21 protein-coding genes are annotated in these 22,309 nt (G+C 36.6%); 17 read left to right on the top strand and 4 right to left on the bottom strand.

The features are described from left to right. Positions 1-5: 5 nt before the first annotated feature. The 4 genes from ACP3VS_RS02740 to ACP3VS_RS02725 all read left to right on the top strand — a co-directional run bounded on the left by ACP3VS_RS02740 (position 6) and on the right by ACP3VS_RS02725 (position 3,785). On the top strand, positions 6-848 hold the full coding sequence (locus ACP3VS_RS02740; protein WP_012292989.1) for a class II fructose-bisphosphate aldolase: 843 nt from the start codon (positions 6-8) through the stop codon (positions 846-848). After that, a complete protein-coding gene (gene pfkB, locus ACP3VS_RS02735) occupies positions 845-1,774 on the top strand; it encodes a 1-phosphofructokinase (protein WP_426388351.1) in 930 nt (309 codons plus the stop codon). Before ACP3VS_RS02740 ends, pfkB begins: the two co-directional genes overlap by 4 nt. A gap of 19 nt (positions 1,775-1,793) precedes the next feature. Next, positions 1,794-2,807, top strand: a complete 1,014-nt coding sequence (locus tag ACP3VS_RS02730; RefSeq protein ID WP_426388350.1) for an SIS domain-containing protein — start codon at positions 1,794-1,796, stop codon at positions 2,805-2,807. 102 nt (positions 2,808-2,909) lie between these two features. Continuing rightward, a complete protein-coding gene (locus ACP3VS_RS02725; RefSeq protein WP_426388348.1) occupies positions 2,910-3,785 on the top strand; it encodes an ROK family protein in 876 nt (291 codons plus the stop codon). Between the two features lie 281 nt (positions 3,786-4,066). Here the strand turns inward: ACP3VS_RS02725 and ACP3VS_RS02720 are convergent, their stop codons facing one another. The 3 genes from ACP3VS_RS02720 to ACP3VS_RS02710 form a co-directional block, all read right to left on the bottom strand. Continuing rightward, positions 4,067-5,164: an ABC transporter ATP-binding protein gene (locus ACP3VS_RS02720; protein ID WP_012292993.1), complete on the bottom strand. Its 1,098-nt coding sequence runs from the start codon at positions 5,162-5,164 to the stop codon at positions 4,067-4,069. A gap of 82 nt (positions 5,165-5,246) precedes the next feature. Beyond that, entirely contained in the window at positions 5,247-6,152 is a 906-nt protein-coding gene (locus ACP3VS_RS02715; RefSeq protein ID WP_036167274.1) for a PucR family transcriptional regulator, read from the bottom strand. A gap of 522 nt (positions 6,153-6,674) precedes the next feature. After that, on the bottom strand, positions 6,675-7,547 hold the full coding sequence (locus ACP3VS_RS02710; RefSeq protein WP_031418785.1) for a glycine betaine ABC transporter substrate-binding protein: 873 nt from the start codon (positions 7,545-7,547) through the stop codon (positions 6,675-6,677). Between the two features lie 242 nt (positions 7,548-7,789). Between ACP3VS_RS02710 and ACP3VS_RS02705 the strand changes: the two genes are divergently transcribed. From ACP3VS_RS02705 to srtB, 8 genes are all read left to right on the top strand, one after another. Continuing rightward, positions 7,790-8,362, top strand: a complete 573-nt coding sequence (locus tag ACP3VS_RS02705) for a manganese efflux pump (protein ID WP_012292996.1) — start codon at positions 7,790-7,792, stop codon at positions 8,360-8,362. Between the two features lie 216 nt (positions 8,363-8,578). After that, entirely contained in the window at positions 8,579-9,196 is a 618-nt protein-coding gene (gene isdC, locus ACP3VS_RS02700; protein WP_031418787.1) for a heme uptake protein IsdC, read from the top strand. Between the two features lies 1 nt (position 9,197). Beyond that, positions 9,198-10,622, top strand: coding sequence for an NEAT domain-containing protein (locus ACP3VS_RS02695; protein WP_099805007.1), 1,425 nt, complete (start codon positions 9,198-9,200; stop codon positions 10,620-10,622). Positions 10,623-10,705: 83 nt separating this feature from the next. Further along, a complete protein-coding gene (locus tag ACP3VS_RS02690; protein WP_236249605.1) occupies positions 10,706-11,977 on the top strand; it encodes an NEAT domain-containing protein in 1,272 nt (423 codons plus the stop codon). Positions 11,978-12,002: 25 nt separating this feature from the next. Beyond that, entirely contained in the window at positions 12,003-12,908 is a 906-nt protein-coding gene (isdE, locus tag ACP3VS_RS02685; protein ID WP_289449361.1) for a heme ABC transporter substrate-binding protein IsdE, read from the top strand. Between the two features lie 95 nt (positions 12,909-13,003). After that, on the top strand, positions 13,004-13,969 hold the full coding sequence (locus ACP3VS_RS02680) for a FecCD family ABC transporter permease (protein WP_012293001.1): 966 nt from the start codon (positions 13,004-13,006) through the stop codon (positions 13,967-13,969). Between the two features lie 5 nt (positions 13,970-13,974). Further along, positions 13,975-14,745, top strand: a complete 771-nt coding sequence (locus tag ACP3VS_RS02675) for an ABC transporter ATP-binding protein (RefSeq protein WP_426388347.1) — start codon at positions 13,975-13,977, stop codon at positions 14,743-14,745. Then, the gene (gene srtB / locus ACP3VS_RS02670) at positions 14,742-15,530 is read left to right on the top strand and encodes a class B sortase (protein WP_197223815.1); all 789 of its coding nucleotides are present in this window, start codon (positions 14,742-14,744) and stop codon (positions 15,528-15,530) included. Before ACP3VS_RS02675 ends, srtB begins: the two co-directional genes overlap by 4 nt. Positions 15,531-15,599: 69 nt before the next feature. Here srtB and ACP3VS_RS02665 read toward each other — a convergent pair whose 3' ends face one another. Continuing rightward, complete coding sequence (locus ACP3VS_RS02665; protein WP_281486721.1) at positions 15,600-16,037, bottom strand: VOC family protein; 438 nt, start codon at positions 16,035-16,037, stop codon at positions 15,600-15,602. A gap of 421 nt (positions 16,038-16,458) precedes the next feature. Here ACP3VS_RS02665 and ACP3VS_RS02660 point away from each other — a divergent pair, with 421 nt between their 5' ends. The 5 genes from ACP3VS_RS02660 (at position 16,459) to ACP3VS_RS02640 (ending at position 22,260) form a co-directional block, all read left to right on the top strand. Beyond that, positions 16,459-16,986 (top strand): YceI family protein, encoded by a 528-nt coding sequence (locus tag ACP3VS_RS02660; protein ID WP_025113709.1) that lies wholly within the window; start codon positions 16,459-16,461, stop codon positions 16,984-16,986. 186 nt (positions 16,987-17,172) lie between these two features. Further along, positions 17,173-18,099 (top strand): NAD-dependent epimerase/dehydratase family protein, encoded by a 927-nt coding sequence (locus ACP3VS_RS02655; protein ID WP_012293006.1) that lies wholly within the window; start codon positions 17,173-17,175, stop codon positions 18,097-18,099. 101 nt (positions 18,100-18,200) lie between these two features. Then, positions 18,201-19,481 carry an AAA family ATPase gene (locus ACP3VS_RS02650; RefSeq protein ID WP_426388346.1) on the top strand — a complete coding sequence of 427 codons (1,281 nt, stop codon included), beginning with the start codon at positions 18,201-18,203 and terminating at the stop codon, positions 19,479-19,481. Beyond that, complete coding sequence (locus tag ACP3VS_RS02645; RefSeq protein WP_012293008.1) at positions 19,478-20,053, top strand: RloB family protein; 576 nt, start codon at positions 19,478-19,480, stop codon at positions 20,051-20,053. The genes ACP3VS_RS02650 and ACP3VS_RS02645 overlap by 4 nt, the downstream gene beginning before the upstream one ends. Before the next feature lie 125 nt (positions 20,054-20,178). After that, positions 20,179-22,260 carry a catalase gene (locus ACP3VS_RS02640; RefSeq protein ID WP_012293009.1) on the top strand — a complete coding sequence of 694 codons (2,082 nt, stop codon included), beginning with the start codon at positions 20,179-20,181 and terminating at the stop codon, positions 22,258-22,260. Positions 22,261-22,309 lie beyond the last annotated feature (49 nt).

Genomic DNA, 22,309 nt, shown 5'->3' with positions numbered 1-22,309 from the left:
CTATTATGCCATTAGTGACAACTAAAGATATGTTGGAAGATGCTTATAAAAATAATTATGCAATCGGTGCTTTTGGGGCACATAATTTAGAAGTGATTAAAGCTGTAATAGCTGGGGCAGAAAAAGTGGGTGCACCTGTAATTTTGCAAACAACTTCAAGTACTTATAAATATGTAGAGATGCCTTATCTAATTGCGCTAGCAAAAACAGCAGCGGAACAGGCAAAAGTACCGGTGGCATTACATTTGGATCATGGCGAATCTTATCATATTGTGATGGAATGTTTACGGGCAGGCTACACCTCTGTGATGATTGATGGATCTTCCTTACCTTATGAGGAAAATATTTTATTAGTAAAAAAAGTAGTTGAAGCTGCAAGTGCGGTAAATGTGCCAGTTGAGGCAGAGCTTGGAACAATTGGTGGTGTCGAGGATAGTGTAAGCGTAAAGGAAGAGAATGCATTCTTTACTGACCCTAAGCAAGCTGAGCATTTTGTGAAGGTTACGGGAATCCATTCGTTTGCCCCCGCTTTCGGTACGGCACATGGTAAGTACCGGGAAAAGCCAAAATTGTTATTTGAGCTTTTACAGGAAATCCATTGTTCTACTAATATTCCATTAGTTATGCATGGAGCCTCGGGGGTGCCAGAAGAGGATGTGCGTAAATCTTTGAAATATGGAATTGCGAAAGTAAATTTTTCTACGGAGCTTAAAGACTTATTTGCTGAAGAATTAAGAGCTTATTTTAAGGATTATCCAACAGAAAATGATCCAAGAAAGTATTTCCTTCCAGCACGGGAATCTTTAATTAAATTAGTAGAGCAAAAGATTGTGATGTTACAAAAATGATTACTACTTTAACCTTAAACGCAGCCATTGACCAAGTATATGAGCTGGACTCTTTAATGATTGGTCAGACAAATCGTGTGTTACAGAAGTCACAACAAGGTGGTGGAAAAGGGGTTAACGTAGCTCGTGTTATTGCATCACTTGGTGGTGAAGTGAGTATTGGCGGTTTCGTTGGTGGATTAAATGGTAGTAAAATAGCCGAGCTTTTACAGGAGGAAAATCTCCAAACTGATTTCGTACAAATAGTGGAGGAAAGCCGGATTTGTTTAACGATTATTAATCAGCAAACGAAGGAAATGAGCGAGTTGTTAGAGGTAGGACCTACAATTCATGAACAAGAGTGGATAAAAATGTTAAGCTGGATTGAAACACAAGCGGAACATGCTACCTATTTTGTATTGTCAGGAAGCCTACCCCAAGGTATACAGAAAACGGCATATGCAACGATTATCAAATTATTAAAGGAAAAAGGTATTAGAGTCGCACTTGATACAAGTGGCGATGCTTTGAAAAAGGGTATTACGGCAATACCTTTCATCATTAAGCCTAATAAGGATGAAATTGCTCAATTAATCGGTAGGTCTGCTTTGACTCAGGAAGACTTAGTTCATACTGGTATAAAATTACAAAAAATGGGCATTGAGCATGTATGTTTTTCATTGGGCGAGCAAGGCGCTCTATTTGTTCATCCGTCAGGGGTTTACAAAGTGAATGCACCATCGATAAATGTGGTCAATACAGTAGGAAGTGGTGATGCCTTTTTAGGAGGACTTATTTATAAGCTCTCACATGGTGCAGACCATACAGAGGCATACAAATGGGCTGTTGCCTGTGGCTCAGCGAATGCAGCACATAATGAAATTGCAAAAGTCCAAAGAAAAAATGTGGAAAAGCTTATCGATGAGATACAAATAACTAAAATATAAGAGAAGTAGGGATTTGGTTATGTACACATACAATGAGATTATGGCACAAGGACAAAAGTTAGAAAGAACAAAGGACACTGTTCAATTAATTACTTTCAATGAAAAAGCTGTAGATGTAGTGCTTTTCACTGGATGTGGAACATCCTATTATTTAGCCATTGCAGCAGCGCGGTATTATCAAGCCGTTACGGGAGAATTTGCCATTGCGGTACCAGCATCTGAGTTATTTTTACACACAGACACTTTTATATTAAAGAATAAAAAGTATCTTATTATTGGAATTTCACGATCGGGGACAACTTCGGAAATCATTATGTCCTTAGAGCATTTGAAGGATGCTAAAAATATACGTACTATGGCAGTAACATGTAATGGTGACACACCTATGGCAAAATTAACAGATGAATTGATTGCTTTAAATCATATATCAGAAAAAAGCGTGGTCATGACACAATCATTTTCTAATATGCTATATGCCTTGCAATTATATGCTACGAAAATTAGTGGAAGAGCGGATATGCTGGAACAATTAGAGAAAATCCCCGCTCTTGTGCATTCAGCATTAGGCAATGGACAGCAGTTAACGCAGGTGACTGAAGATGCTTCCATAAAGCGCTTTATTTTTTTAGGGTCAGGTGTTTTTAATGGGTTGGCTAAAGAAGCAACATTAAAGCTGAAGGAAATGACCCAAACGGAATGTGAAAGTTACTCAAATTTAGAATTCCGACATGGTCCAATTTCTATTGTCGATCAGGAAACGGTTGTTATTATATTTACACAAAATGAAACGAAGGAATATGATCAGGCATTAGTGAAGGATATTCAAAAGCTTGGAGGCTTCGTTGTTATTATCGGTATAGCTTCTGAAGAATTAGAAGCAGATTTAATTTTTAAGCTATCTGCAGAAGTAGATGATGTAAATCGCCTTGTTGAAGCGGTTCCTTACTTCCAACTTTTAGCTTATCAGCATGCCATATTTAAAGGGCGTAATCCCGATAAACCACGTAATTTAACACAAGTCGTCAAACTTTGATAATAGTAGACTCTTCCATAGGTAATAGATATATTTCTATCTTTTATTTTCTGATAATTTTGAATTTAAGTGAATCCTGTGTGGAAAACTGGTGATGAAAAGATGAGTCATATTTTAGTAGCCGATGTTGGTGGGACAAAGTTAGCCACAGCTTTATTCAGCCAACACCAGCAGCTCTTAATTAAAAGAGAGGTACCAAGTGATATTTCAACTAGAGACGCTTTATTCCATTGTTTAATCAACAGCTTTGAGTTGCTCTGTATGGAGAAGAAGCTCTCTTTTAAAGATATCTCTAAGGTAAGCATTGGTTTACCTGGTATTGTTGATGTTCAAAAAGGTCTAGCCATCTATCAAAATAATATACCGTGGCGTAACTTTCCGATTTGTGAACGCTTAGTTGAATTTTTTCCCCATGCACAGATTATGATGGATAACGATGTGCATATGGCAGCCTGGGGAGAGTATAATGCTAGAAGATTTCAGAAGGAAACGATGGTATACGTAACATTAAGTACAGGGATATCTTGTTGTACCATCGTTAATGGTGAATTTTTACGAGGAACAGGATTAGCTGGTGAAATAGGGTTTAATATTGTCGGTCATGCTGGTGAAACGTTAGAGGAAAGTGTCGCTGGGCCAGCTATAGAAAAGCTGGGAAGAGTATTACTAGGAAATTCAGCTATTCGATTAAAAGATATGATGGAGCTCTATTACAAGGGTGACCCTATCATGGAGAAGGTGTTGCAGCAAATTATTGATTGCATGGAAAAACAGTTACACCAAATGATTTTAATGCTTGATCCACACTGCATCGTATTAGGCGGAGGTTTTTTTAATCATCAGACGAAAATCATCGAGCAGATTAAAGAGGTCATTCAGCAACGTTTGTTACGTACGCCTTTTGAAGGGAAAGAGCAAATTATAGAGAGTAGTATTCGGAAAGCTGAGGCAGGTCTGTATGGTGCATCAATGAAGTAATAAAAAACAGTGGTGCGATTAGTAAAATGGGAAATTACATCGATAAAAATTTCATAAAAAGACCCAACTTCTTTCTATCCCCTATATAGAGAAATTGGGTCTTTTACATTTGTATGTTTTTAGTACGTAAATGTCATGAATGGTAGAGGAGAATAACTAACTGTCAAATAGAACGGTTAATCTGAAATTAGTGAGGTTGATTGCACATTAAACTGTAAAAAGAGAAACAGACTTGTTGTAGTCTGTTTCCTTTTCAATGAGGCTTATACTTGTCTATTATTCTAACGAATGCGTTGCTCTGTTTCTAAGTCAAAGAAATGAGCTCGTGACATATCAAAAAGTAGGTGTGCTAATTGGCCCTGAGTAATTTTGGTATCAGAGTTTACACGTGCAATATAAGGCTGTCCATTTAACTGTGCATGTAGCATAAGCTCAGCACCTGTTAATTCGGATACATCAACATTTGCTTCAATAGCTGAGAAGAATGGCTCAGAAATGACAGAAGATTTTTCATATATATGTTCAGGACGAATGCCAAGAATCAATTCTTTTTGTAAGTATCCTTGCTCTAATAATAATTTGGATTTTTCTGCTGGAATGGTTAATGTAATAGGTCCTAATTGAATCCCTTCCTCATAGAAAACCCCTTTAAAAAAGTTCATTGATGGTGAGCCTATAAAACCACCAACAAATTTATTTTCAGGTAATCTGTATACTTCTTCAGGCGTACCAATTTGTTGAACAATACCATCCTTCATGACAACAAGGCGTGTTGCCATTGTCATTGCTTCAGTTTGGTCATGTGTTACGTAAATTGTCGTTGTTTTTAATCGTCGATGAAGCTTAGTAATTTCTGCACGCATTTGCACGCGTAGCTTTGCATCTAAATTGGACAATGGCTCGTCCATTAAGAAAATATTTGCATCTCGGACGATTGCTCGACCAAGGGCAACTCGTTGTCTCTGACCACCCGATAGAGCTTTAGGCTTACGATCTAAATACTTTTCTAAATCGAGTATGGCTGCTGCGTTGTGAACACGTTCTTTAATTTCTTGTTTTGAAAATTTTCGAAGCTTTAAGCCAAATGCCATGTTGTCATATACTGTCATATGTGGATAGAGTGCATAGTTTTGAAACACCATCGCTATATCACGTTCCTTAGATGGCACATCATTCATTTTCCTGTTATCAATTAAAAAATCGCCTTCCGAAATTTCCTCTAACCCTGCTATCATACGTAATGTTGTTGACTTTCCACAACCTGAAGGACCAACAAGTACAATAAACTCTCGATCCTGAACTGTTAAATTAAAATCAGATACAGCTGTTACACCACCATCGTATATTTTATAAATATGATTAAGTACAATTTTCTCCATATTTAATCCCCTTTGTTCTTTTATTCAGTGTAAATAAAGTAAGGAAGAAAACCAATGTTTAATGTGCATAATTTTCAGTTAATTAATTTTGTGCATTTTGTAAAAAGGACCAAAGATAACTAGCAAAGTAAACAAGAATAACACCATCTAAATTTTTGATAGTAATATTGGTGATTTCTTGAAACTTTAATAATCGATAGGTAAGCGTATTACGATGTATATGTAATTTTTTGGATGTCGACGAAATATTGAAACCACATTCACAAAAAGTTTTAATTGTTTCCAATAATTCCTTGTCTGACTTTAAAGGTAGAATAATCTGCTCTTCAATAAATTTAAGAATAGAAGTGGGCAATTGTTCTGTTAATAAAATAGGGAATATTGTTTGAAATGAATAATAAGGTTCAGCAGTTCTTAAATGTAAGCATTCTTTGAACCATTGTGCTTCTCTTTGGAATTTAACTGGAAAACTTTGATCGATTACATAAAATTCTCCTACATATAAATGGATGCGGACATAAAAATCTACTTCAATCGTACGAATAAGGGCAAGTAAATCTTCCCTCTCATTTATGGAACAGTTTTCAGGTTCAATAAGTAAAAAGTGATTAGTAGCAACTTGAATGAATATCGTATTTTCCTGAAAAAAATTGTATAGCGCTTCTTTTAATGCTTCTAAAGGAGGGTTTTCGTTTATAAAAGTTATTTGAATAACACGTGCTTTTTTAAAGGTTAATTTGGATGGCATGTCACCATTTGAGTAAATAAATTCATACCATATATCCGAGGCTTGAAATAGTGACGAAGTAACTTCAGTATAAAAAACCGTCAGCCATTCGTAGTCCCGGTGTGAAACCTCATGCTTTGAGATAGAGAACCATTCCTTAGTTTCGTGATGGTAAAAAATATGACAGTCATTTGATAGTTGAGTTGGCTTGGAACGATAATAACGATAGGAAGGAAACAATGCTTTGAGATTTAAGTTCATGAAAGACTCCTTTTCTTTCTATATATAGTAAAACATTTAACTGAAAAGTCATACGGGAAAAATTCGTAAAAATATATAATCAAGCGTGCTTTAAAATTTTCTACCATTACTAGTAATAATAAATGTTAGGGTGAAAAAAGTTAAGAAGTGTAAATAAATTCATAGCCATGAAGATGGTGAATAAGAATGGTTAATTCTTATTCATTAGGGCCCCCTGTTCAAAAAAGAGTAAAGATAGTAGAATAGCCTAATGTTTCAATACCGTAGACAAACTTTAAAAAGTTTTAGTTGTGTTTTCCGCAGAAGTTCCCCTTCGTTCCCATCAACTTTTCCCCATTTAGTATTGATTGTAAAGGAGTGTTAGTTATTGGTGGAATGAACTTGCACTTGATCGACAGCACAGGGGTCACAATTTAAAACTAGTTTCAAGGTGATCACTTCTAAAAGGAGGATTACAGTTGTAAGTAGTCCATTATAATTAGAAAATCCATTTACTAGTGATTAGTAAATGGATTTTTTCATTTATGATGACTTCCCGTCTTTTGTCCAGTCAGCTACTTTATCTTGATTGTCGTTAATCCATTTCTTGGCTGCTTCCGTAGCACTCATACCTTCCATAATATCAAACATCACACTTTCAATATCTTCGGCAGTCCAATAGAAACGATCTAGGACATCATACGCCTCAGATGCATCTTCTTTTAATCCTTTACGAGCGAATGTACCAATATATTCTTCTGTACCATATAAACCTTTAGGGTCTTCTAAATATTTTAAATCGTAGGCATTAAAGATCCAGTGGGGTGACCAACCTGTAATAATGATTTCATCATGGTTTGAAATGGCTTGACTAAGGGCTGCGGTCATGGCACCGGCTGAAGAGGTTAAAACATTCCAACCTTCTAAATTGGGATATTCCTTATAGGCATTTTCGGTTGTAGCCATCATATTAGCCCCTGGTTCAATGCCTGTAATTGTTTTATTGGCTTGAGTTGTTAAGTCTTCAATTGAATTAACATCCATATAACTTGGAACGACTAAGCCAATTTTAGCACCAGTAAGGTTTTCGCCTAAATTCTCAATTTTATCTTTGTATTTCTCTACTTGAGGAGCATGTGTTTGCGGTAACCAGGCAGATACCATACCGTCAACCTCACCGTTCGCAAGTGCCTCCCACATGATGCCATTGTCTAATGGTGTTAGTGTTACATCATATCCTAAATTTTCTAATACTTGTCCTACCACATGAGTAGAAGCAACCTCTGTATCCCATTCAACATACGCCAAGTTAATTTCTTTTTTATCTTTCGTACCAGCATCTGCAGAACCACATGCAGCTAATAGTAGTAGGCATGAAAAAACAAATCCTATCTTCCATACTTTTGAATATCTCATCATATTCCCCTTTCAATAATTCCTTAACTCTTAGTGAAAATTAATAAATATCAATAAGTAACAACTTAATTTTATATACAAGTTGTTACTTTTGTCAAATAGAGGTTTCCTGTAACTCATGCAATAAAATGAAGAATGAATCATGGAAAAGGTGCTGAATAAGGGACTAAGAAGCCCATAGATTTTTAACTCGATTACATATGATAGGTGAAAATGGAGACTGGGTTTTGAGGAGGCTTAGTATGCACTGGATTACTATTATTCTAATAGGGATTGCTGCAAATCTAGACAATTTGGGGATTGGGCTTGCTTATGGTGTCAAGCAAGTTAAAATCCCTATTTTATCGAATGCAGTGATCGCTGGCATGTCAATGATTGTCACATATGTCGCTGTAACAGCTGGCAGCACTGTTGTTGAATACATTTCACCGCATACTGCCAATTTATTAGGAAGTTTACTATTATGCGTTATAGGCATATGGACCTTGATGTCCAATAACTTTTCTAAACAGCGGATAGCAGGGAACCCTGAGCTTTTTGATGAAGATAAAAATTTAGTGATCTCAACTCGAGAGGCAATGGCACTCGGTTTTGTATTGTCAGCTAATTGCTTGGCAGGGGGCATTGCCATTGGAGCAAATGGCATCTCTGCAATATGGACAGTAATTTCCATCGGTGTCTTTTCTTTTGTTACGGTGGGAGTAGGCAGTCAATGTGGGGCGTTGCTCGCCAAAACGTTTATTGGCAGGCATTCAACAGCTATTTCAGGATGGTTATTATTATTGATTGGTATTTTAGAGATGTTTGCTAAATAAAATGATGAGCGAGAGTATCACCAAATTTTGGTGATATTCTTTTTATTAGGAGGAAAATTTGACATATTGAGGACGAATTTGGATTAATAGTTGACATTGACTGGCAGTAACGATTATTCTTGGGAGTAGAATCGTAATTGAGAATTATTTTCGTTTACATGGAAGTGAATCTATCAATTAGGATGTTTTATTATGACTAAGGGAGGCGTGCAACACATGAAGAAAATGCTCATGTTGATCATGCTTGTTAGTATTTTTTTCGTTAACTTCGGGTTAACGCAAGCATCTGCTCAGCTGGCTGATGGCACTCATTCGATAAAATATCAGGTCAATAAACCTGAAAGTAATTCCGCATCCATTGCTAATGATTATTTTGTAAAACCGGCTAAAGTGACGGTGAAGAATGGTACTGCTGTAGTACAAATTACATTAAAAAACAGTGCATGGATTACGAAATTTCAACCACCAGGTGGAGCAACTGTAGTAAGTGAAGATCAAGCTGCAGATACACGAACGGTACAATTCACTGTTAAAGACCTAACAAAACCTGTAGTAACAGCGATGAAAATTGATATTGATGATATCAATTATCATCATGAATACAGTGTATCACTTGTATTTGATGCCACATCAATTGCAAATACAGCGACTGCTTCTACTCAACAGACAGAATCCAGTAAATCTCAACCTACTTCTTCAGCAACTACAACTGGAAGTCAAGTGCCCAATCCACAAACAGATGATGCAACACCTTATCTATTAATCGTTGCGTTAGTGGGGTCAGCATTTTTACTTTATAGAAAAAAACTACAAACAAAAACGGAGGGTCAATAAAATGGCTAAAAAACGTCAATCACGTGCAACTAAAATAGTACTAGCTTCATTGTTAGCAGCATCTCTTACAGTTCCTTCCTTTGCATCTGCGGCAGAATTAGTAACAACAAATACAGAAGTGAAGGCAGAAACAACGAAAGCTGCTAAAACGGATTCAGTTATTAATTTCCAAATTTTTAAAACAGGTACGACAGAAGCACAGCCTGCAATTAGTTCTCATTTAGTACCACAAGGAACAATCGTTGAAAAAGACGGTAAATTTGAAGCTCAATTAACAATCACTGCTAAATCTGCACCAATGATTGCAGGTCTACAAACAAAACAAGGCGATACATTTTTAGATGCTAAAGAAGTAAAAAATAACGACGGTACTATTACATACAGTTTCCCTGTGGTTGTTGATGAAGTTAAATCAGCAAAAATCCATGTAGTTGTTCCTTCCGCAAATATGGATAAATGGTATGATTTTGATCTAAAAGCAGTGAAAGAAGTAAAAGAAGAAGTGAAAGTGAATGAAGTTGCTGTCACTGTTTACAAAGATGGTACAACAGAAGAGTCGATGATGAAACAATATATCGCACCAAAAGTAGGAGTTACTGTAAAAGACGGTAAAAATGTTGTGACAATGACATTCCCTCAAGGTCAATATGTAAAAGGTTTCACTGTAGAGGGGAAAGAAGCAACTTTAGTGAAAGAAGACGATGCAACAAATTCACGCACATATTCATTTGAAGTTAAAGATTTGAAGAAACTGGTAAGTGCTCAATTACACATCGTTGTAAATGAACCAGCCCAAGGTGTGAAGTATGATTCGAATCATACAGTACAATTTAGCTTTGCTGTGGAAGGTGCAGTGAAACCAGTTATCAATCCATTTAAGGACATTAGTAAAGATGCGAATAAAGATGCCATCCTATCACTTTACAGCTTAGGAATTGTGAAGGCACAAGACAATTTTAGACCAAATGACAACATTACACGTTCTCAATTTGCTTTAATGGTGGCACGTTCATTGAACGTATCTTCTACAAAAGATGCTGGATTTAAAGATACAGGTAAGCTTAGTGCGGAAGCTGTTCAAGCTATTAATGCATTAGCTGAAGCAGGCATTGTTAAAAAAGCGACAAACTTCAATCCAAATGATACACTTACTCGTCAACAAGCAGCTGTCATGATCTATCGCACAATAACACATGTAGCAGGAAAAGAAATGAGCTTTGGTGACACAGGTCTTTCTTACTATGCTGATGGAGCAAAAGTGAAAGACGAAGAAGCAAAAAAAGCCTTTGCACTTCTATATGCAGGTAAAGTAATGACTGGTTCTCCAACTGCTGATGGCAAAACAGTTATTGATGCCAACAGTCCATTAAAACGTTCACATATGGCGAAAATTTTAAATGGCTCATTGCAATACATGAATAAATAATAAGGATTTTTACAGCAACTTCCTTTCTCATATTTTATGGGGAAGGAAGTTCCTATGTGTTTAAAATGGGAGGAGACCATGCAATGACAATCATAAAAAAGCACATTTGTATTTCGGCTGTTTTGGCAGTTTTATTGCTTGTTTTCCCTCCATCCATTCTTATGCAAGCAAAAGCTGAGAACCTTGGCATAATAGATGGTAGTTATCAAGTTGAACTAAGTTTTTCTCCTATTGAAGGGTTTGAAGGAAATCTTTTTAAACATAAAGCAACTCTCACCGTAAAGGATGGTCAGTATCAATTAACTTTGGCACTTGAACAATCATATTCTGTACGCGACATACATATCGAACAGCTTGGCAATGAAATTTCTTTGACTCAAGATATAGAAAATTTAGTTCAGTTTGATGTTTTGGCATTACAAGACCCGATTGTTATAAAGGGCAATGTGGAGCTTGCAGCTGAAGAATCTTATTTTTCGTTCACTCAAGAGCTGCGAATAGAGATAGCGGGACTTACTCCGAATGTTCCTCAGGAAGAAAACAAAACGGATGAAGCTGAAAACTTAGTTGTAGAAGAAACAAAAGGCCAAGAATGGGCAGTGGACTATGTATTATTAGCGGATGGTAAAAATGAACCTTCTATTATGAATAACTATGTGAAGCCAATCGCAAAGGTTATTGAAAAGGATGGTAGATACTATGCGCAAATGACTATTTTACAATCAGCTTGGGTGACAGGTCTACAGATAGATGATAAGGGAAATCAGATTGAACCAAAGCAAGTTTCTCTTTTAGATAATGTACGCATGGTGGAATTTGAGGTTGAGGACTTAACACAGCCGTTAAGAATGTGGGTAAAGATTGATATTCCTGACATTTCTTATCATCATCAATATTATGTTCAGCTAGTATTCAATCAAAAGCAGGTTTCATTGCTTTTACAAAAACCCACGAACGAAAAACCTACTACGCAAGTCGTACGTGACAAGTCGGTGGAAACGGAGCAACAGGAGCAGGTACAAAAGCCACCAATACAAATAAGTAAAGAGAATGTTTCTAGCAATGCCACACAGACATTACCAGCTATTCAAACACCCTTGCTTATACCAAAGGAAGAAAAATTAACATTTGATCGTACACTTGATGAACCAACTGATGAAGCTTTAGAAGAAGCATTAGAGGACAGCAAAACAAATGAGGAAACTACGGAAACAAAAGTAGTAAAAAAATCGACTGCAGATCAGCAAATGGAGCCGTTAAACTTCGTAAAAATTATTGGGCTAATCGTTATTTGTCTTGTATCAGGATGGTTACTGATTAAGCGTATTAGGAAAACCAAAAATTTAGTTGACTGAGCAGAAATAAGTGGGGGATGACACAATGAAAAAAGATTGGAAAATGAAGGTACTGTTGCTGACATTACTATCACTAATTCTTGCTGCATGTAGTAGCAGCGATCAAACAGAAAAAAAAGAGACAGTTACTGATAAAGAACAGGTAACAGAAGATAGTGAGCAACGTATTATTGCTGGGACTGTAGTGGTAGCGGATATCCTTGATAAGCTGGAGCTTGATGCAATCGCTGTACCTGAAACAGAAAAGCAATTAGCAAAGCGTTTTGATGGTCTGCCAACAATCGGTAATGCGATGGAGCCAGATATGGAAATTGTTAAGTCATTAAATCCAACAGAAGTATTATCCGTTTCCACTTTAGAATACGATTTACAGGATAAATTTAAACAACTTAATATTCCTGTTGATTTTCTTAATTTCCAAAGCGTTGATGCCATGCTAAAGGAGATAACATCTCTAGGAAAACGCTATGATCGTGAAGCTCAAGCCGATGCATTAGTAAAAGATCTACAGAAGAATATCGAGGCAGTCCAAAACGTAGCTGCGAATAAAGAAGGTCCTCGCGTATTAATTTTACTAGGTATACCAGGGAGTTATCTAGTAGCAACAGAAAATTCCTATGCCGGGGATCTTGTCAAACGAGCAGGGGGTATCAATGTAATGGAAGGGCAAGATGCAGAATATCTATCTTCTAATACGGAATATCTTCATAATAGCAATCCGGATATTATTTTGCGCTTATCACATGGCATGCCCGATGAGGTTGTGGAAATGTTTGATGAAGAATTTAAAACTAATGATATTTGGAAACATTTCGATGCAGTGAAAAACGGTAAAGTCTATGATTTAGAGGAAGAATTATTCGGGACGACATCCTCCTTACAGGTACCACAGGCTTTAGGACAGCTGATGGAAATTTTCTATCGTAAATAGTAACTCGAATGTCGCTCGTATGATCAGTATTTTTACTCGTCATAGAGCGTTTTTCTTATCCTATATGGAATAAAAAAAGAAAAAGGAAGTCCGATATGACAAAAAGAATCGTCAGTTTTTTACTTGTAATTTTTTTATTACTGGTGACAGTGATTTATTCAGCATCAACAGGTAGCATTAAAATGGGCTTTTTTGAGTTTATAGGGGCATTATTTAATGAGGGGAATAGTCAAATGGAGGCTATTCGTGATTTACGCTTCCCACGTATCATTGTGGCATTATTTGCAGGTGCCGCCCTTTCAGTTTCTGGGGTGCTTTTACAATCGGTGATGCGTAACCCATTGGCAGATGCAGGGATTATCGGAATATCTTCGGGTGCAGCATTTGTCCAATTGTTTATTGTTGCCTTTTTCCCCACATTATTTTTTATGACACCCGTGTTAGCATTTATGGGTGGAGCCTTAGCCTGTACGCTTGTCTTTGCATTATCTTGGAAATCTGGCTTAAGCCCGCTCAAATTGATTTTAGTAGGGATAGCGATTAACGCTATGTTTACAGGCTTAACCGAGGCTATGATTAGCTTAGGCGGCTCCTTAAATATGTCCGCATCCAGTGTTATTGGTTCTAATCTAACCATGCGAACATGGAAAGATGTTTCAACAATTGTGACATATGGTTCAATCGGATTAATAGGTTCTCTTGCTTTATATAGTTGGTGTAATTTACTCGTATTACAAGACAAAACTGTTAAAAGCTTAGGATTTCAAGTTGTGCGAGCACGGTTATTAATTGCAGCAGTGGCTGTCTTACTAGCAGCTGTTTCAGTTGTTGTTGCAGGAGTTATTTCATTTGTGGGTCTTTTAGTACCTCATATTGCTCGCAGATTAGTTGGCCATGATCATGCTGTGCTTATTCCGTTTACAGCATTGGCAGGAGCATTACTAATTTTATTAGCAGATACAATTGGACGTACAATTGTTGCACCACTTGAAATCCCGGCGTCCACCATTATGGCCATTATCGGTGGACCCTTCCTAATATTCTTATTACGAAAAGAGTGACAAGCATGAATATACAAGACATTATTGTATCGCATGATAATACACGTAATCATTTAAATGGTGTTTCCACATCAATTACAAAAGGCAAAATTACAACAATAATTGGTCCGAACGGCTGTGGGAAATCAACTTTATTAAGTGTCATCTCTCGTCTGCATTCACCTAAATCAGGAAATGTCCTGTTAGAAAATAAAGACTTACTAGATTATAAGCCTAAGGAATTTGCTAAAAAACTAGCCATAGTATATCAGCAAAACGATATACCGAAAGATTTAACAATTGAAAAATTAGTCGGTTTTGGTCGTCTTCCCCACCAAACATTGCTGAAAAAGGACAATGAGGGAGATGCAAAAGCCATTGAATGGGCACTGGCTTGTACAAATTTACAACAAAAGAGTTCAACAAATTTAGAGGCGTTATCAGGTGGGGAGCGGCAACGTGTCTGGATTGCTATGGCTTTGGCACAACAATCAGAAATACTATGCTTGGACGAGCCGACAACATATTTGGATATTTATTATCAGCTAGAATTATTAGAGCTTGTCAAAAGATTAAACGAGCAGCACGGCTTAACGATTATCATGGTGCTACACGATATTAATCAAGCTATTCGCTATAGTAACCATATTATTTTAATGAAGGATGGTAAAATATTTGCAGAAGGTACCCCACGTGATGTAATTACGAAAGATGTTATTAAAGAGGTATATGGGGTTAACGCGGTATTTAATGAAGATCAACAACTTGGCTATTATATGATGCCAATGGGGATATGAATGGTGATGGGATGAAAAAGAAGGCGTCAAAGTTTGTCACATTTCTATATGTAGCAATATTTTTATTTTCTGCATTTTCCCTTGCAAAGTATCTATATACGTACTATGAGACATCAAAATCGCTGAAGGAAGTGCAGGATATATATCAAGCTACATTAAGCACTATTGAAGATCAGCCTGTAAATCAAGAGGAAGAAACTCAAGCTCCTTCAACGATAAGACCTCAATTCCAAGATTTATTAGCAATGAACCGTCAAATTGTAGGATGGATTTCAGTGGATGGAACAAAGTTAAATAATCCAGTACTACAAGCTGACAATAATGATTTTTATTTAAATCATAATTTTAGAGACGAGGAAAGTCGTGCAGGCAGTGTCTTTATGGATTATCGAAATAATATTGTTTCTATGAGTCAAAATACAGTTTTATATGGTCATGCTATGAAAAACAATACGATGTTTGGCAGTCTAAAAAATTACTTAAAGCAAGACTACGCGAATGACCATCCCATTATTTATTTAGATACCTTATATGAAGGGTATGATATCGAGGTATTTGCAGCATATGAGACAACTATTGATTTCTACTATATTGAAACGGATTTTACAAGTGACGGAGCTTATAAGCAATTTCTAGAGGAAATTCAAAAGCGATCATCCATACAAATGGATGTCGCTATAAGTCCCGGTGATAAAATCCTGACATTGTCTACCTGTAAGGATTCAGTGATGAGTGACGATCACCGCTTTGTTGTTCAGGGTAAATTAGTAAAACGTGGTGAATAAATAGAGCTTGACTTTCTTTTTATTGAGGAGAACCTTCACTGTCAAGGTTCTCCATCTTTTTAGCCTTTTTTATTGGATTTTCTCCGCCAACTCTAAAATAATGCCCTCAGGACCACGCACGTAACATAATTTATAACTTTCTTCATATTGCTGTATCTCACTAAAAATTTTTGTACCACTTTTTTTCAATTTAGCAATAATACCTTCAATATTTTCAACATTAAAGCAAATATGTCGGATTCCAAGCGTATTTGCAAAAGTTGGCTGTATACCTTTTTCATCAGAAGGCGAGTAAAATTTCACTAGCTCTATCCATGTCTGACCATCAGGCATCCCCAATCCTACACATGCCGTTTTTGCATAATTAAGCCCTACAATTCGGCTCAGCAGTTCTCCTTGTAATTCCCATTCTGCTTTCACTTCAAGCCCTAGCTCAAGAAAAAATGCTTTAGCCTCTGAAAGATCATTCACGTTTATGCTCACATGATCCATTCTATTGATTTTCATACCTCATACCTCCAAGTCCTCTTCGCAGAATTATATAACAAATGGATGAAAAAAAATCCTGATACGATCATGAATTTTGATAGACAAAGGATGATACATAAAAACTCTTTAACGTTATGCTTTATTTATGGCTAATGTGGACAAACCTATGCTTGTTCGAAATCGTAAATTGAATATTTCAAATTTCAAAAAGAACTTTTAACAAAAAATAATTAAATTACTTGACGTAATTTAATTATTAATATATAGTAAGTTACATAAAGTAATCAATTACTTTTCATAACCAAAGTAGTACAAAAAGATAAGTAACTACAAATGTTTAGCCTAATCAATGTTGGGTAACATAATTCATGTAGTTGCTTCATATTTTAAAATATATCTCGAAATCGAGATAAAATCAACTTATTGGAGGAATTTTAAAATGGCAAAATGGAATATTGATTTAGGGCACTCAGCAATTAACTTTCAAGTAAAACACATGATGGTATCAAAAGTGAAAGGTGTATTTGATAAATACACAGCGGACATTGAGGCGGCAGATCTTGCAGACTTAACAACTGCTAACATTAGCTTTACTATTGATCCAGCAAGTATTAATACACGTAGTGAAGATCGTGATAACCATTTAAAAGCAGCGGATTTTTTTGATGCTGAACAATATCCAACAATTACGTTTAAATCAACAGACATTACTAAAAAATCTAGCGATGAATATTCAGTAACAGGAGACTTAACTATTAAAGGTGTAACAAAATCAGTAACATTTGATACAGAATTTAATGGCAAGGGTACTAATCCTTGGGGGCAAGAAGTATATGGTTTTGAAGCTGAAACAACTATCAATCGCGAAGACTTTGGTTTAACTTGGAATGCAGCCTTAGAAACTGGTGGAGTACTTGTAGGTAAAGATATTAAAGTATCAGTTGAGTTAGAAATTAACCCAGCTTAATAAAGAGATTTTCCTGCATGCTTGAAGGTATATTCAAGCATGCTTTTTATATGTCCAAAAAAAGGTATGTTCTTAAGAAATATTCTAGTAATGATATTTTGTAAATTAATTCCATTGAGTATGTTTTTTGCATATTTTTAGCAAATTCTGCATATAAATCATCATATTGTTTTTGGGGGCGATAGGATGAATGTATTAGTGACAGGTGGCTATGGTTTTATTGGCAGTGCAGTAGGTAGGCGTTTTTTTGAAGAAGGTGCATCTGTTTATATTATTGATAATTTAAGTACAGGTCACTTACGGAATGTTGATTTTGAGCATAAATCTTATCTTTTAAATGTGGAGGATGAGGTTTGTGAGCACCTTTTTAAAGAGACACATTTCGATGTGGTCATTCATTGTGCAGCACAAACGAGTGTTCAACAATCCTTACAGGAGCCAGTAAAGGATATTTTGACGAATATTGTTGGGCTAAGTCAAATGCTCTTTTTATCATCTAAATATAAGGTAAAGCATTTTGTTTTTGCCTCCTCAGCGGCTGTGTATGGAAATAGTCACTATCCGCCACTAGAAGAAACAGATGTGTGCGAACCTATATCAATGTATGGGCTAAACAAGAGCATAGGGGAAACCTATTGTGAAAAATGGCAAAAGGATTATCGGTTACCTATCCTTATTTACAGATTCGCCAATGTTTTCGGTCCAAGACAACAAATGCAAGGTGAAGCTGCTGTCATCCCAAGTATGTTAAAGAGTAGCATGGAGGGAAGACCCTTTACAATTTATGGTGATGGTGAACAGACACGTGACTTTATTTACGTCGATGATATTGCAGATGCCATTTATGCCGGTGTCCATTCAAGATTACAAGGTATCTATAATGTGTCCACAAATGAAGCGTGGTCTCTTCATCAAGTGATTTTGTTGCTTCAGCATTTAAATCATCCACTTGAAATTCAATATGCACCCGCACGAGAAGGAGATATTGAACATTCATTTTTAAATAATGACAAATTAGCCAATGCAATTGGTTGGAGACCCAAAATTTCTTTTGCAGAGGGAATTGAACGTACGTTGAATGCTTTACAAGTTGATAAATTGGCGGAAATTTAACTATATAGAGGATTCGGCATATTACACAGTGTAATATGTCTTTTTCTATGTCTATAGTATAATAATTCATTAAAGAAATGGATGTGGACGGAGGCTTACATATGCTTGTAGATTTTAGAGTGAACAATTGTCTAAGCTATAAAGAGGATACATTATTTTCAATGGTAGCAGGAAGTCGTCTACGAAAATGGAAGGATACCCATACCATACCGTTGGATGATTCACTTCGTGTCGTGAAAAGTGCATTTATTTTTGGGCCGAATGGAAGTGGTAAATCCAATCTATTTACCGCGCTTAAAGTTTTGAGAACCTTACTCTTTAATTTTGAGAATTTAAACAATGTTAAACAATTACGCCTGCCTTATCAACCATTCAAGCTAGGAAGTCAGCAGGGCCAACCAACAGAATTTATGATTTCATTATTTTTGGACGGTGCTTTGTATGAGTATGAAATTCAGTACAATGCTTACATCATTCTATATGAGCGTCTTCACAAGACAACTCATAATTTGAAGGAAGAGCTTTTTGTCCGACGATGGGATGGTGTGGATTATTCGTATGAAACAGCTCATTCGACTGCACAGGAATTAACAAAATATACGCGGAATAATACAGCCTTTATATCAGTGCTACATGTTTTTAATGATTCAGACGCGTTAAAGGTATTCGATTGGTTTTTACATAAAATGCTGTTTCTAGATGAAGCGAATCGGTTATCAAGTCATCCTCTAATTCGTAAACTTGAAGAGGAGCCCTTTAAAAAAGAGGTCATCAAACTTCTTAAAATTGCCGATTTTTCAATTCAAGATGTCACGGCAAGACGTGTGGAGCGCAGAGAAAAAAATACCATTGGCTACGAATTTGACAGCCCTGAGGTCATTCAAGAAGTTGATATTGACCTACATTATTTATCATTTGATGAATCGGGTGTGCCCATCGGAAACGAGACGATCAATTGGACGATGGATTCTAAAGGTACAGTGCGCATGTTGCATTTAGCTTGTGTGATGGTAGATGCTTATAATAAAGGAAAAACTATTTTTATTGATGAATTCGATACAGCTTTTCATGTATCAATTTGCGAATTTCTAATGGCAATCATGAATAGTAAACGTAATACGAGTAATCAATTTGTCGTGACGAGTCATGAAGTAGAGTTATTGGATCAGCCATTGCGTTCTGATCAAATTTGGTTTGTTAATAAAACCTTTAAAAATGAATCTGAGCTCTATTCTTTATTTGATTTTGCAGACTTGCAAAAAAAGCGTGGCGACCTTTCTTATGCAAAACGTTATTTAAAAGGAGAATTTGGCGCAACGCCCGTTATTAATGAATATTTATCTGAACAATATTTAGAAGAAGCGGAGGTATCTGAGCAGTGAGAGTACGTCAACAAGGGAACCGAACACTGCGGAAAACTATTTTAATTTATTGTGAAGGTGAAACGGAGCGTATTTATTTTGAACAGCTACGTATTTTGAAGCGCTCTAAAATGGTGAGTGTCAAAATAAAAAATGTTAAACGATCTGCCATCAAGCTTGCTCAACATGCTTATCGGGATTCTAGTTATCAATATTTTGATGAGGTCTGGATTGTTTTTGATAAGGATGATTTAACAGAAAAGCAATTGGAGGAAGTAAATCAATTTTGTGAGGAAAAAGAGATTCAAATTGCCTATTCTAATGAGGCTTTTGAATTGTGGTTACTTTTGCATTTTGAGGAAGTGGATAGCTCGGAAAAATATCCACGTGCCGTCTTAAATGACAAAATGGAACAACACCTTGGTGTGAGCCGATATTTCCGTCATAAGGCTGATGAGACGATTATTGCCCCCATTGCATTACGTCATGAAGTAGCGATTAAAAATTGTACAGACATGATGGCTCTTCGTAGTTCGGAGAGCCGTGACAACCCTTACTGTAACATACATGAAATGATACGATACATATTTTAAAAACGGTAGGTTCTTTTTGTGACGTAGGGGTCCTACTCTTTACTTTAGTGGAAATAGATTGTCAAATAAATGCATGTTTAATCCAAACAAACATATAGTGTCTATTGAGCGAAATCAGTAATAGTATGAAAGGGGATTGCGTGGATAAGCCAAATTCGAATCAACGCAAAAATATAGAGGAAAATGCCAAGGATCAGCAACTAGAGCCATTTCGTGTAGAGAACGAAGGCACAAAAATGACTACGAATCAGGGTCTTAGAGTGTCAAACGATGAGGATTCCTTAAAAGCAGGAGTCCGTGGTCCGACAATTATGGAGGATTTTCATCTTCGAGAAAAAATTACACATTTTGACCACGAACGAATTCCGGAACGTGTCGTGCATGCTAGAGGTTTTGCTGCACATGGTGAATTCGAATTGTATGAGTCGATGAGAGAGTATACGAAGGCGAAATTTTTGCAAGACCCGAAAAAGAAAACGCCAGTGTTTGTCAGGTTTTCGACAGTGGTAGGTAGTTTAGGTTCAATGGATACGGCTCGTGATGTACGGGGATTTGCAACTAAATTTTACACGGATGAAGGAAATTATGATTTAGTAGGCAATAATATTCCAGTCTTTTTTATTCAGGATGCCATTAAGTTCCCAGATTTAATTCATGCAGTAAAGCCTGAGCCGCATAATGAGATGCCACAAGCTGCCTCTGCCCATGATACGTTTTGGGATTTTGTGGCGAACAATCAGGAGATTGCACATATGATTATGTGGCATATGTCAGATCGAACAATACCTAGAAGCTTCCGTATGATGGAGGGTTTCGGGGTGCATACATTCCGTTTTGTTAATGATAGAGGAAGATCAAGATTTGTGAAGTTTCATTGGAAGCCTGTACTAGGTGTGCATTCACTAGTTTGGGATGAAGCTCAGATAATAGCTGGGAAGGACACAGATTTTCAGCGACGGGATTTATGGGAGGCCATTGAAATTGGAGATTATCCAGAGTTTGAGTTAGGGGTGCAAATACTTGAGCCAGAAGACGAATTTAAATTCGATTTCGATATTTTAGATGCCACAAAACTTTGGCCAGAAGAACTGATACCCGTAAAAATAATTGGAAAAATGACCTTAAATCGCAATGTGGATAATGTATTTGCTGAAACTGAGCAAGTTGCCTTCCATCCAGGAAATGTTGTACCAGGCATTGACTTTACCAATGATCCACTATTACAAGGTCGACTCTTCTCCTATTTAGATACACAGTTAATACGTTTAGGGGGTCCAAACTTTACAGAAATCCCTATAAATCGCCCTCTTTGTCCTGTGCATAATAATCAACGTAATGGTTTTAGTCGACAGGCAATTAATCTAGGAAGAGTAAGCTATCATAAAAATTCATTAGCCAATAATACACCTGCAACATCCACTGCAAGGGAGGGAGGATATGTTCATTATGAAGAAAAGGTTGAAGGGCGAATCACAAGGGCACGTAGTAAATCCTTTGACGATCACTTTTCACAAGCTAGACTCTTTTGGAACAGTATGTCCCCTCCTGAAAAACAGCACATTATAGATGCTTTTAGCTTTGAGGTTGGAAAAGTCAAGAGTAAATCTGTGCGACAACAAGTTGTAGATATGTTTGTTCACGTAGATAAAGCAATGGCTACAACTGTTGCTGAAAATGTGGGTGTTAACCCTCCTAGTGGCGAACAGTCCAAGGTAACAGCCTCTTCACCCGCACTTAGTCAAGCCAATACCATTAAATTACCTTATACACTTAGGGTAGGTGTTTTAATTGGTGATGGATTCGATGCGAATGAGGTAGGGGAGGTATTAAAATATTTAACAAGGCAGGGGGTGCGCTACAGCATTATTTCTGATCGACTAGGAGTTGTGACTGGAAATAATGGTGTTCAATTAACGGCAAGCGACACCTTTATTACAACCGATGCCGTATTATTTGACTCGTTATATGTGGTGGGTGTAAAGGCAAGTAATCAAGCTAAATTTAATACACATATCGTAAATTACATTAATGAGGCATATCGTCATTACAAACCGATTGGATTTGCCGTTACAGGTACAACGTTTTTCAATATGTCGAATGCCAATGTAGGGCCAGGTATTGTTTTAGCAACTGGGAATAAGGATTTTTCTAAAAAATTTGTAGACGCCATTGCACAACAAAGATTTTGGCAACGGAATATTTATTAAGCCTATTAGTTGGGAAAAATATACGCGTAATGAAAGTAAAGTCGAGGCC

Origin of the sequence: Lysinibacillus sp. VIII_CA (assembly GCF_049943995.1) — a bacterium.
In the GTDB taxonomy this organism is placed as follows: Bacteria; Bacillota; Bacilli; order Bacillales_A; family Planococcaceae; genus Lysinibacillus; species Lysinibacillus pinottii.
This window is presented reverse-complemented; position numbering and strand designations above follow the sequence as displayed.

Coding starts and splice junctions, on each gene's coding strand:
- ACP3VS_RS02675 (WP_426388347.1), top strand. CDS start 13,975: ATGAATATACAAGACATTATTGTATCGCATGATAATACACGTAATCAT.
- ACP3VS_RS02665 (WP_281486721.1), bottom strand. CDS start 16,037: ATGAAAATCAATAGAATGGATCATGTGAGCATAAACGTGAATGATCTT.
- ACP3VS_RS02660 (WP_025113709.1), top strand. CDS start 16,459: ATGGCAAAATGGAATATTGATTTAGGGCACTCAGCAATTAACTTTCAA.
- ACP3VS_RS02680 (WP_012293001.1), top strand. CDS start 13,004: ATGACAAAAAGAATCGTCAGTTTTTTACTTGTAATTTTTTTATTACTG.
- ACP3VS_RS02650 (WP_426388346.1), top strand. CDS start 18,201: ATGCTTGTAGATTTTAGAGTGAACAATTGTCTAAGCTATAAAGAGGAT.
- ACP3VS_RS02710 (WP_031418785.1), bottom strand. CDS start 7,547: ATGAGATATTCAAAAGTATGGAAGATAGGATTTGTTTTTTCATGCCTA.
- ACP3VS_RS02705 (WP_012292996.1), top strand. CDS start 7,790: ATGCACTGGATTACTATTATTCTAATAGGGATTGCTGCAAATCTAGAC.
- srtB (WP_197223815.1), top strand. CDS start 14,742: ATGAATGGTGATGGGATGAAAAAGAAGGCGTCAAAGTTTGTCACATTT.
- ACP3VS_RS02690 (WP_236249605.1), top strand. CDS start 10,706: ATGACAATCATAAAAAAGCACATTTGTATTTCGGCTGTTTTGGCAGTT.
- ACP3VS_RS02730 (WP_426388350.1), top strand. CDS start 1,794: ATGTACACATACAATGAGATTATGGCACAAGGACAAAAGTTAGAAAGA.
- ACP3VS_RS02740 (WP_012292989.1), top strand. CDS start 6: ATGCCATTAGTGACAACTAAAGATATGTTGGAAGATGCTTATAAAAAT.
- ACP3VS_RS02720 (WP_012292993.1), bottom strand. CDS start 5,164: ATGGAGAAAATTGTACTTAATCATATTTATAAAATATACGATGGTGGT.
- ACP3VS_RS02725 (WP_426388348.1), top strand. CDS start 2,910: ATGAGTCATATTTTAGTAGCCGATGTTGGTGGGACAAAGTTAGCCACA.
- ACP3VS_RS02640 (WP_012293009.1), top strand. CDS start 20,179: ATGAAAGGGGATTGCGTGGATAAGCCAAATTCGAATCAACGCAAAAAT.
- ACP3VS_RS02655 (WP_012293006.1), top strand. CDS start 17,173: ATGAATGTATTAGTGACAGGTGGCTATGGTTTTATTGGCAGTGCAGTA.
- isdC (WP_031418787.1), top strand. CDS start 8,579: ATGAAGAAAATGCTCATGTTGATCATGCTTGTTAGTATTTTTTTCGTT.
- isdE (WP_289449361.1), top strand. CDS start 12,003: ATGAAAAAAGATTGGAAAATGAAGGTACTGTTGCTGACATTACTATCA.
- pfkB (WP_426388351.1), top strand. CDS start 845: ATGATTACTACTTTAACCTTAAACGCAGCCATTGACCAAGTATATGAG.
- ACP3VS_RS02715 (WP_036167274.1), bottom strand. CDS start 6,152: ATGAACTTAAATCTCAAAGCATTGTTTCCTTCCTATCGTTATTATCGT.
- ACP3VS_RS02695 (WP_099805007.1), top strand. CDS start 9,198: ATGGCTAAAAAACGTCAATCACGTGCAACTAAAATAGTACTAGCTTCA.